The organism is Flammeovirga agarivorans, assembly GCF_012641475.1.
Taxonomy (GTDB): domain Bacteria; phylum Bacteroidota; class Bacteroidia; order Cytophagales; family Flammeovirgaceae; genus Flammeovirga; species Flammeovirga agarivorans.
This window is the reverse complement of sequence record NZ_JABAIL010000005.1, coordinates 488,213-499,816: the sequence shown is the minus strand read 5'-3', so window position 1 is coordinate 499,816 and position 11,604 is coordinate 488,213. Positions and strand designations below refer to the sequence as shown.

The following is an 11,604-nucleotide window of genomic DNA, read 5'->3' as shown; positions in this document are numbered from 1 at the left end:
CAGTAATAGTTCTATAAATAAGATTTCATTATGCTGATAGGAATTACGACACCTGACTTCTTTGAAGAAGAAATCCATCAGATTTTATTCTGGTTGGAAAATGGAATTGATATACTACATATCAGAAAACCTAATGCTTCAGAAAAAGAGGTTGAGGATTTCATTACGTCAATTCCTATCAGCTACCATAATAAGATTACTCTTCATCAATACCATCATTTAGTGGAAAGGTTTGATTTAGGTGGTGTCCATTTTAGAGAATCGGATAGAAGAAGTACAGATAAAGATGTTTTCAATTATTGGATTGAAAAAAAAGTTAGAATTAGCTCATCAGTTCATGATTTTGATGAACTTTCTTATCTTCCCAACAAGTTTGATTACCTCTTCTTGAGCCCTGTTTTTGATAGTATCTCAAAAGAAGGTTATCAGGCTAATTCTTCGATTCTAAAAAAGATGAAAGAGAACATAATTAGCACGCAGAAAATAATTGCGTTAGGGGGTATTTCTCCTCAAACAATTTTATCATTAAAAGGATCTTCATTTAAAGGAGTTGCTTTATTAGGTTATTTATGGGCTACATCATCAGATCAATTAATTTCTAAAGCAGAACAATTACTATCATCATGGAAAACCATAGACCTTTTGCCTTAAGTTTAGCTGGATTTGACCCTTCAGCAGGAGCTGGTATTTTATCAGATATTAAAACCTTTGAAGCACATGATGTACAAGGGTTGGGTGTCTGTACTGCTCTGACTTACCAAACGGCAGATGATTTTATTGGTATGAACTGGATGAGTGCAGATGTAGTTACTGCTCAACTACTTCCACTAATCGAAAAGTATCCTTTAAATGCATTAAAAATCGGAATTGTTGAGAATTTCCACTTGATGTCTAATTGGATTGGATTGGTGAAAGGTTTCTTTCCAACCTGTAAAGTCGTATTAGATCCTGTATTTAGAGCAAGTGCAGGCTATGATTTTCATAATGAGACTTCAATCAAATGGTTAGATAAGGTATTGCAAAGTGTTGATATCATTACTCCTAATTACAAGGAAATGGAAGTTCTTGCCAATGGAGGTGACCCTCTAAAAAAAGCAAAAGAAATTAGTCATTCCACTCATGTATTATTGAAAGGAGGACATAATCCATCCGAAAAGGGTAATGATATTCTTATCTATAAAGGAAAAGAAACATTAATTGAAGGAAAAGAAATTGATATTTTTGAAAAGCATGGTTCTGGCTGTGTTTTATCATCATCAATTGCAAGTAATCTTGCCCATGGCCACTCCATCGAGAAATCTTGTCGCTTAAGCAAAGCGTATATCGAAGATTTTTTAATGAGTGATGAAAGTAAGCTTGGACAGCATACATTTATTAAGAATCATGATTAGTAAACTTCATTATATATCTACTGAAAAAAAAGACAAAAACCATCTTCAACATATCAAAGAAGCATGTGAAGCGGGATGTCGTTGGATTCAGTTGAGAGCAAAAGAAGTAAGTACTGAAGAATACATTGCACTAGGTAAGCAGGCAAAAGAAATCACAGATCAATACAATGCTATATTATTGATTAATGATAAGCCTGAAGTAGCCTTAGCAATAAATGCTCATGGTGTGCATGTTGGAAAAGAAGATTCTTCTCCAGCTTTAGCTCGTGAAATTTTAGGAAGTGATAAAATCATCGGAGGTACTGCCAACACTATAGAAGACATTCAAAGATTATTCGATTTTGGAGTGGATTATATTGGATTGGGACCTTTCAGATTTACACAGACAAAGAAAAAATTAAGTCCAATTCTTGGTTTAGAAGGATATCAATCTCTTTTAGATCAATGTAAAGAAAGAGGTATTGATACACCAATTATTGCTATTGGAGGTATCGAAACGACAGATGTAAAAGACATTCTCTCGACTGGAGTTTTTGGTGTAGCAGTTTCTGGTTTAATTGCCAATGCTGATCAGCCTTCTTCAACAGTATCCGCTTTAGAAGTAGAATTGGAGATGTAACCGACAGAAAAATGGATCAATTAGTAATAGCAGATAAAACTTTTAATTCTAGATTATTTACCGGTACAGGTAAATTTAAATCTAATGAATTAATGGAAAACGCTCTTGTAGCATCAGGATCAGAATTGGTTACTGTTGCCTTAAAAAGGGTTGATGTTGATAATCCAGAAGATGATGTATTAGCTCATCTTAAACACGATCAATTTAACTTATTACCAAACACATCTGGTGCAAGAACAGCAAAAGAAGCCGTATTTGCAGCTCAATTAGCTAGAGAAGCTTTAGGAACAAACTGGGTAAAATTAGAAATTCACCCTGATCCTAAGTATTTAATGCCAGATCCAATTGAAACTTTACAAGCTGCAGAAGAAATGGTAAAACAAGGTTTTATTGTACTACCATATATTCATGCTGATCCTGTATTGTGTAAGAGATTGGAAGAAGTAGGTTGTGCTGCAGTAATGCCACTAGGTGCTCCTATTGGTAGTAATAAAGGCTTAAAGACTTTAGATTTCTTAGAAATCATTATAGAGCAAAGTAATGTTCCTGTAGTTGTTGACGCTGGTATTGGGTCTCCTTCTCATGCAGCACATGCCATGGAGCTTGGAGCAGATGCCGTTCTTGTAAATACAGCTATTGCTGTTGCTGGCGATCCTGTTGCAATGGGCAAAGCCTTTGGTCAAGCTGTAGAAGCAGGTAGAGCAGCACACTTAGCTCAAATTGCTCAACCAAGAGTTACTGCAGAGGCAAGCTCTCCACTTACTGGATTTTTAAACCAACTTTAGTTGATATAAGGTTTAAGATGTTGATCATCTTAGAACTTAAATCTTAATTCATTAAAGATGTACCAGGATTTATTTTATCAGCAAAACTGGGATGAGGTTAAAGCAAGTATTTATGCTAAAACATCTCATGATGTAGAAAGAGCATTAGGAAAAGAACGAAGAAATCTTGAAGATTTTAAAGCGTTAATATCTCCTGCTGCTGCTCCTTACCTAGAACAAATGGCTCAATTGAGTCATCAGCTTACCAAAAAGAGATTTGGAAACACCATTCAGATGTATACTCCTATGTATCTATCGAATGAGTGTCAGAATATATGTACGTATTGTGGTTTTTCATTAGACAATAAAGTTAGAAGAAGAACCCTTTCTGATGACGAAATTATCAGAGAAGCAGAAGCAATACGAAATATGGGCTTCGAACATATTCTATTGGTAACTGGCGAAGCCAATAGAACTGTAGGTGTTCAATACATCAAAAAAGCCATTCAATTAGTAAAACCTTATTTTTCTCATATTGCCATGGAGGTACAACCTATGGATTTAGAGGAATATGAAGAACTTATTGAAGCAGGTTTAAATACCGTTTTAGTTTACCAAGAAACTTACCATAAGGATGATTACAAGAAACATCATCCAAAAGGTAAAAAATCTAATTTTGATTATAGAGTAGATACTCCTGACCGTTTAGGTAAGGCAGGGATTCATAAAATTGGATTAGGTGTACTGATAGGTTTAGAAGACTGGAGAACCGATTCATTTTTTACGGCACTTCACCTTGACTATCTAGAAAGAACTTATTGGCAAACGAAATACTCTATTTCATTCCCAAGGTTACGTCCATTCTCTGGAGGTTTAGAACCAAAAGTAGAAATGACAGATAGAGAATTAGTTCAATTGATTTGTGCATATCGCCTATTTGATGAAGAGGTTGAATTGTCTCTTTCTACTAGAGAACATCCAATTTTTAGAGACAATATCATTAAATTGGGTATTACTTCGGCAAGTGCTGGCTCAAAAACAAACCCTGGCGGATATGTAGTTGAACCAGAATCATTAGAACAATTTGAAATTTCTGATGAGCGTTCTGCCGAAGAATTTGCAGAAATGATTAAAAATCAAGGTTATGAAGTGGTTTGGAAAGATTGGGATCTTGCACTTCAATAAACAATAAATGATTAGTAGATTTCTATCCTACTAAAAATAGTATAAAGTAATGTTGACGAAAGAGGAATATAAACGATACGACAGACATATCAGACTAAAAGAAATAGGTGTAGAAGGGCAAGAAAAGCTAAAGAATTCAACTGTACTTATCATTGGTGCTGGTGGATTAGGGTGCCCTGTATCTCAATATTTAGCCGCAGCTGGTATTGGACACATCATTCTTGTTGATCATGATATGGTGTCTGTATCGAACCTCCAACGTCAGATTATGTTTACTACCAATGATATTGGTAAACCTAAAGCTGAAGTAATTAAAGAACGGTTATCGGCCATGAACCCACATTGTAAGGTAACGACTGTACTTCAGCAGTTCAATAAAGAAAATGCTTTAGAACTTATCGAAAAAGCAGATGTTGTTGTAGATGGAACAGATAATTTCTCTTCCCGCTATCTAATCAATGATGCCTGTATCATTCAGAATAAACCTTTAGTCTCAGCCTCTATTCAGGGGTTTGATGGGCAGTTATCTGTTTTTAATTACAACAATGGTCCAACTTACCGTTGTATTTTCCCTAACCCTCCTTCTCAAGAAGAAGCTCCAAACTGTAACGAAATTGGTGTTGTTGGAGCTATGGTAGGTATTTTGGGCACTATGCAAGCTACAGAAGTGATTAAGTTAATAACTGGTGTTGGAAAGTTATTAAGTGGACAATTATTGTTGATAAGTGGTATGGATATGAGTTTTCAAACTTTGAAATTCAAGAAAAATCCAAAAGTTACTAATATATCAACATTAGGTGATTATAATTTTGATTTCTGTGCCACACCTGATAACAATGTAGAAATCAGTATCTATCAAGTAGAGGAAATGTTAGCGGATACTTCACAAACGTTGTTAGTAGATGTACGAGAAGAATATGAAAGGGATATTGATGATATAGGAGGAATACATATCCCGTTAGCTGAACTTGAAGAAAGAATTGATAAGCTTCCTGATCATGAAAATATCATTTTTTATTGTCAATCTGGTAAACGAAGTAGGGCTGCAATCGATGTATATCAGTCTGTTAAGCAAAATAATGCTAAAGTTTACAGTTTAAAAGGTGGTATGGAAGTGTTATAGTGAATAAAATTTTACCTTTGTGGCATCTTGAAAATGTTCATTATGTCAACCGATGAGTAAAAAAGTAATTTTTGCTGACTTACTAAACTTCCGTCATACTCCAGTTAAATTATTTTACTTTATAAACAATGTTTGGAGTGGTATCATTGTGCCTCATTCATTGTTTAAATTTCGAAGAAAATCGTATATAAAGTTTGATGAGGAGGATACTGACTACGTATACCAAAGGGTAAATTATTACATGAAAAAAAATACCACTTTTCATGTTTCTAAGAATGCCTTTCAATTACAAAATTTAAAAAGAAGCGATCATTCCAGTGCCTACTTTTTTGATCTGATATCTAGTACAAAATACTTTCATCCTTCTTTAAATATTGATTTTATATTTGGTGATGTTATTCATATTCCAAATTATCCTGCAATCGTAAAGAGTAGACCTATCTCGGATACGAATGAAAACTCTATATTGCTGAAGCTAAATAAAATCAGACATTATAATTTCATCAGTGATTGGAAGAAGTTTGAAGACAAAAAAGATATTGTGATTACTAGAGGAGATGTTTTTAAAAATCATAAAAATAGAATCTTCTTTCTAGATAAATTTTTTCATCATCCTAAGTTTGATATTGGCAAGGTAAACCCTGCTACTCCAAAAAACAGAGATATTATTGATGATACCTATCTCAAAGACAAAGTGACGATTGAAGATCAACTAAACTGTAAATTTATTTTTTGTTGGGAGGGTAATGATGTTGCGACAAGCTTAAAGTGGGTAATGTCGTCAAATTCTATTGCTGTAATGCCTACACCAACTATGGAAACATGGTTTATGGAAGGTACCTTAATCCCTGATTATCATTACATACATGTTAAAAATGATTTATCTGATTTAGAAGAGAAGATCGAATATTATTCTAATAATACAGACGAAGCATTAAAGATCATAGCTAATGCTAATCAGTATGTTAAGCAATTCTTGGATACTGAAAGAGAGAAAAAAATTGAATTATTGGTAATGGAGAAGTATTTTAGCTTATCCTCCCAATAATTATTCTATGAAAGTAACAGGATTTAGCTTTATACGAAACGCAATAAAATACGACTATCCGATTACAGAAGCCATTACTTCAATTTTGCCTATCTGTGATGAATTTGTTGTAGCAGTTGGCAACTCAGATGATAGTACTCTTCAACTTATCAAAAGTATAAGCCCGAAAATCAAAATTGTTGAAACAGAATGGGATGACTCCTTAAGAGAAGGAGGAAGAGTCCTTGCTGAAGAAACAAATAAAGCTTTTCAAGCAATCTCAGAAGATACCGATTGGTGTTTTTATATTCAAGGTGATGAAGTCGTTCATGAAGATTATTTATACGTAGTCTATAATGCGATGTTAAATAACCTTGAAAATAAAAGTGTAGATGGATTATTATTCAATTATCTACATTTTTATGGCTCTTACGATTATATCGGATCATCTACCAGATGGTACAGAAAAGAAATAAGAGTTATAAGAAACAATAAAAACATTTACTCCTACAGAGATGCTCAAGGGTTTAGAAAAGGTGATAATAAGAAACTAAATGTTATTCCAATTGATGCATATATCTATCACTACGGTTGGGTCCGTCCTCCAGAAAAAATGTTGAATAAGCAAAACAATTTTTTAGCACTCTATAATGGGGGTATTCTTCCATACGATGTAGAAGAATTTGATTATTCCGAAATTGACTCCTTAAATATCTTCCAAGGTTCTCACCCTAAAGTAATGAAGAGGAGAATAGAAGATAAAAACTGGAAGTTTGAGAAAGATATTAGCATCAAAAAATATTCTCTAAAAGAAAAAGTAAAACAGATTGTTATGAAAATGACAGGGGGATACATCATTGGAGAATACAAAAATTATAAAATTCTTAAATAAACTTTTTCAATAAGCGAATCCTTTCAACTACTACTTAGATCTACAAACAAAACTTCTATCTTTGCACCGTGAAAGAAAATCTAGTAATAACACCGACCTATAACGAGATCGAAAATGTAGAGCTAATAATAAGAGCTGTAATGGATCTCGACACCCCTTTTGATATGCTCATCGTTGATGATGGGTCTCCTGATGGTACCGGAGCAAAAGTAAAAGAACTAATGGAGGAGTTTCCGAACCGATTATTTTTAGAAGAAAGAACTGAAAAAAATGGATTAGGAACTGCATACCTACATGGTTTTAGATGGGCTTTAGATAGGGACTATCAGTATATCTATGAAATGGATGCTGACTTCTCACACAATCCTAATGATCTTCCAAAACTATATCAGGCTTGTAAGGATTATGGCAATGATATGTCTGTTGGTTCAAGATACAAATCAGGTGTCAATGTAGTCAACTGGTCGATGAAGAGAGTACTCATGTCGTATTTTGCTAGTAAATATGTACAGTTTATTACCGGTATACCTATCAATGATACTACCGCTGGGTTTAAATGTTATACTAACAAGGTTTTACAAACGATCTTAAATAAGGACAAGATTCACTTTGTTGGCTATGCTTTCCAAATTGAGATGAAATTCAAAACTTGGAAATACGGTTACAAAATTGAGGAAGTGCCTATCATCTTTACAGATAGGACAAGAGGTGAGTCCAAAATGTCAACAAAAATCTTTAAAGAAGCTTTCTTTGGTGTAATTTCTTTAAAGATTAGAAGTATGTTTAAGAAGTACATTAAGTAACTAACTATTGCTTAATATTCTTTTCTCCTCAAGTTTAATTATATTTTCTAATTAACATTTCACCTTGATGAATAATTGTGTTATTACAATTCCTATATATAAGTCTTCACCAAATACTTATGAAAAGATATCTTTCACTCAAGGTGTAAAAGTTCTTTCAAAATGGCCAATTGTCATTGTTACTTATGAAGGATTAGATATCTCTTTTTATACTGAGATATTAGAGGAAAATAAAAACGATTATACCATTCATTATTTTGACCAACACTATTTTAATAGTGTACATACATATAATGAGTTAATGGTAAATATTGATTTTTATAAAACATTTCAACAATATTCTCATTTATTGATCTACCAAACGGACTGCTTTATTTTTAAAGATGATATTCAATACTGGATCGATCAATCATATTCCTATATTGGTGCTCCATGGGTTGTGAATAATGGTACATCACAACACTTCCAATATGTTGGCAACGGAGGTTTCTCACTGAGAAATATCAATGACCATATTAAGGTATTACAGAAGTCTAATAATGTCTTAAAGTGTTTATTCTCCACTAACCCACCATTACGACTAAAGACATTTTTTGCATATTTCAGAACATCAAGAAAGTCTACTCTATATCAAGACAGTTATAAAAATGAGGATATGTTTTTTGGAAAAAACTGTTCAAAGACATTTAAGTTTTTCACGATTCCAACCCCTGTGATAGCATCTACTTTTGGTATAGAATATCATGCTGATTATTGTCTTTCAGAAAATAATAATCACTATCCCATGGGAATACATGCTTGGGAGAAACCAGAAAATCTAATCTTTTGGAGAAAGCATATTGAAAAATTTGGTTATCAAATCGACTAATTAAAATTATGAAAGTAGCACTTATCGAACTTGGTGGATCTCATGCTGAATGTCTATATTCTCAACTATTATTTCTTAAAACAATTAAAGCGGAGGTTACATTAATTTATGATCCTCGATTAGAACTAACAGTAAGAGATTTTATTAATGAATTTGATAACACTATTCTTCTAGCAGAACCAGAAGGTGCATTTTTCTATTACCTAAAACTTAGAAAGATAATTATCAATAACCAATTCGATAAGGTCATTTTCAATACAGGACAAGGAGATGTTTGCAAAAAAATATGTGCCTTACCTTTTCCTAAAACCATTGAATTTCTAAGCCTTCTCCACAATACAAAAAAACTATATGGTAGTTTTGGTCAAAAAATAATTTCAAGTAAAGTCAAAAAATACTTTGTTCTATCCGACTATTTACTTGAAAAAACAGCTCCATTTACCGATAAAAAGTTCTTACCATTTTATCCTATTTATTTTAAACCTTACCCGATAAAAATAAATAAACCAGAAGATGAAATTTGGATAACAATCCCTGGAGCTATTCTTTTAGAAAGAAGAGAATACGTCCGTCTATTAGAATGTCTAGAAAACATTGATTTCGATAAAAGAATTAAGTTTATTTTCTTGGGAGGCGGGCCAAAGGAAGAAGTTGATATTGTGAAAGGATTAATAGAAAAAACTCTTCATCCTGATAACTTCCTTTATTGGAATGAACATGTCATCAATGATGACTTCCATTCATATCTTCAATTATCAGATTATATCATGCCGTTAATTAATATTCTTGATGGCTATGACTTTAGAATTTCAGGAACATTTAACCTAGCATATGCTTATAATAAGACTATGCTCATTCATAAGTCACTAAATATGGATGAATTCCAAGAAAACTCAATAATATATGATTATGATGGAATTGAAGAACTTCTAAAAACGATTTTAACCTTAAAAAAGATTGACTACAAAGCTCAAGATAAGTTCAATTTTGATTATCAAGCCCAACAATACACTGAATTTTTATTAATGAAATAGCTGTTTTTTATGATGATAAAACTTCATTGTATAATTGGTAATATGCCTCTGCATTTTTCTCCCAAGAGAAAGTAGATGCATACTCAAATATTTCATTTTCCTTTTCTTCTCTATTCTTAGAAAAGTCATCTAAACCTCTTTTTGTAATCTCTGCCATATATTTTGGATCAAAGTTATTCCAATAATAAGCATATTTTCCTCCTACTTCAGGTAAACTAGTTTTATCAGAAGAGAAAGTAGGTTTTTTCGATAACATGGCTTCGATAATTGGCAATCCAAAGCCCTCTAATAAGGATGGAAACAAAAAGCTCTCACAGTTTTTATATAAATAAGATTTCTCTTCTTCAGTTACAGCACCCAATAACTTAACTCGATCTTGGAGTTTTTTCTCAGCGATTAAATCATTGATTTTATTCACATAAGTATACTTCTCCCATTGCCCAGCAATATAGAGTTTGTATTTAGGATCCATATATTCCATCATTTCTACCAACACATGGAAATTTTTCTTAGGCATGATTGTACCTATTGAGAAGAAAAATGGAGCATCATCTACTAATACATGTCTCTCTGATTTATCTAGAACTGGAGATTTCACACCATTATAAATAACCTTAACTGGTGTAGATTCTGGTATTGTTAAATGCTCTCGAATTACTCCTTCAGTAAACTTAGAAATCACTGTTACAACATCGGCTCTATTAATAGCACTTTGAATTTTTCTCAATTGCTTCTTTGATTTCTCTTTAGATTTCTCCTTCAGAAAATTCAAATCATGAATTGTATAAATATTCTTTTTTGCTTTTACCGCCTTATAACTAGTAATTTGATGTGTTAAATGGAATAAATCAATGTGATGATCAATTGGTTCGATACCATTTTTGGTCAAGACATTATGATATCTAAATTTAACGTCGGAGGTATTTTTAATATACTCTTTCCTATTTTTTCCAGATAGTAAAAATTCCCATTTCAAGTCTTTTTGATCTAATTCAGTTAGAGCATTAGAGAAGTTGATACTTACTTGTCCTAACCCACAATTTGGGTATTTAAGTCGTTCAAGGTCAACTAAAATAGATAAAGGCACTCTTTTTTCTTTCTTCTGAGTTAAGCCATTATGACATTGTATAAGATGGTTTTTTCTTGAATTCTTTAAAATTAAATCATTGGCTTTCAATGATTTTTTTTCTTCCTCTTTATGATAAAGGTGAAAAGCAATGGCATTAAATTTTATATCCTTTCTTCTAATACCTGCGTTCAATAATCTAACAACAAATTCGCTATCTTCTCTACCCCAGCCAATAAAATTTTCATCAAATCCATTCACATTTATAACATCATCTCTCCAAGCAGAAAAGTTACAGGTCCTAGTTCCTTTATCAGACTTCTTTTCTTTTTCGATGATTTTGGAGATGACATCAAAATGAAATGCATTAAAAATATTTATTATCCCCTTGGTATTATAGTTAAAATCTATATCTACTTCTCGGATATGTTTTAACGTTGACTCTCTATTAACTCTAACTCTACCTCCTTGTAAAAACCAACCTTTCCTAGCTCTTTTCTGGTGATCTTCAATAAATTTATGATGTAATACCATATCACCATCAATCATTACTAAATAATCTCCTTGAGCTTCTCTAATTGCATTATTTCGTGACTTGGCTGCTCTAAACCCCTTATCTTCTTGCCAAACATGATTTACTTTGATGTTATTATCCTCTGAAAACTTTTTGATTAGTTCGCTAGTTTTCGATGTCGAACCATCATCAGCAACAATAATATCATATGGTTGAACAGTTTGTTCTAGAATACTCAATAATACTAAATTTAGAGCATCTGGTCGGTTGTAAGTCGTAATTATTAAACTTACAGTAGGCAGTGTCTTATTATCCATT

At 32.6% G+C, this 11,604-nt stretch carries 12 protein-coding genes; 11 read left to right on the top strand and 1 reads right to left on the bottom strand.

The window, feature by feature from the left end; genetic code table 11:
* The first annotated feature begins 30 nt into the window (after nucleotides 1-30).
* From HGP29_RS18190 to HGP29_RS18140, 11 genes are all read left to right on the top strand, one after another.
* On the top strand, nucleotides 31-651 hold the full coding sequence (locus HGP29_RS18190; RefSeq protein ID WP_168883855.1) for a thiamine phosphate synthase: 621 nt from the start codon (nucleotides 31-33) through the stop codon (nucleotides 649-651).
* Nucleotides 624-1,391 (top strand): hydroxymethylpyrimidine/phosphomethylpyrimidine kinase, encoded by a 768-nt coding sequence (locus tag HGP29_RS18185; protein WP_168883854.1) that lies wholly within the window; start codon nucleotides 624-626, stop codon nucleotides 1,389-1,391. Before HGP29_RS18190 ends, HGP29_RS18185 begins: the two co-directional genes overlap by 28 nt.
* The gene (locus HGP29_RS18180) at nucleotides 1,384-2,010 is read left to right on the top strand and encodes a thiamine phosphate synthase (protein ID WP_168883853.1); all 627 of its coding nucleotides are present in this window, start codon (nucleotides 1,384-1,386) and stop codon (nucleotides 2,008-2,010) included. Before HGP29_RS18185 ends, HGP29_RS18180 begins: the two co-directional genes overlap by 8 nt.
* 11 nt (nucleotides 2,011-2,021) lie before the next feature.
* The gene (locus tag HGP29_RS18175) at nucleotides 2,022-2,795 is read left to right on the top strand and encodes a thiazole synthase (RefSeq protein WP_168883852.1); all 774 of its coding nucleotides are present in this window, start codon (nucleotides 2,022-2,024) and stop codon (nucleotides 2,793-2,795) included.
* A 57-nt stretch (nucleotides 2,796-2,852) separates the two neighbouring features.
* The gene (gene thiH, locus HGP29_RS18170) at nucleotides 2,853-3,959 is read left to right on the top strand and encodes a 2-iminoacetate synthase ThiH (protein ID WP_168883851.1); all 1,107 of its coding nucleotides are present in this window, start codon (nucleotides 2,853-2,855) and stop codon (nucleotides 3,957-3,959) included.
* 49 nt (nucleotides 3,960-4,008) lie between these two features.
* Entirely contained in the window at nucleotides 4,009-5,082 is a 1,074-nt protein-coding gene (moeB, locus tag HGP29_RS18165) for a HesA/MoeB/ThiF family protein (RefSeq protein ID WP_168883850.1), read from the top strand.
* Between the two features lie 52 nt (nucleotides 5,083-5,134).
* Entirely contained in the window at nucleotides 5,135-6,130 is a 996-nt protein-coding gene (locus tag HGP29_RS18160) for a glycosyl transferase family 90 (protein ID WP_168883849.1), read from the top strand.
* A gap of 7 nt (nucleotides 6,131-6,137) precedes the next feature.
* A complete protein-coding gene (locus HGP29_RS18155; protein WP_168883848.1) occupies nucleotides 6,138-7,001 on the top strand; it encodes a glycosyltransferase family protein in 864 nt (287 codons plus the stop codon).
* 68 nt (nucleotides 7,002-7,069) lie between these two features.
* Nucleotides 7,070-7,804, top strand: coding sequence for a polyprenol monophosphomannose synthase (locus HGP29_RS18150; RefSeq protein ID WP_168883847.1), 735 nt, complete (start codon nucleotides 7,070-7,072; stop codon nucleotides 7,802-7,804).
* A gap of 67 nt (nucleotides 7,805-7,871) precedes the next feature.
* Nucleotides 7,872-8,672, top strand: coding sequence for a DUF5672 family protein (locus HGP29_RS18145; protein ID WP_168883846.1), 801 nt, complete (start codon nucleotides 7,872-7,874; stop codon nucleotides 8,670-8,672).
* Between the two features lie 8 nt (nucleotides 8,673-8,680).
* Nucleotides 8,681-9,706: a hypothetical protein gene (locus tag HGP29_RS18140; protein WP_168883845.1), complete on the top strand. Its 1,026-nt coding sequence runs from the start codon at nucleotides 8,681-8,683 to the stop codon at nucleotides 9,704-9,706.
* Nucleotides 9,707-9,713: 7 nt separating this feature from the next.
* On the opposite strand, the gene HGP29_RS18135 is transcribed toward HGP29_RS18140, so the two are convergent.
* Complete coding sequence (locus HGP29_RS18135) at nucleotides 9,714-11,603, bottom strand: glycosyltransferase (RefSeq protein ID WP_168883844.1); 1,890 nt, start codon at nucleotides 11,601-11,603, stop codon at nucleotides 9,714-9,716.
* Nucleotide 11,604: the final 1 nt, after the last annotated feature.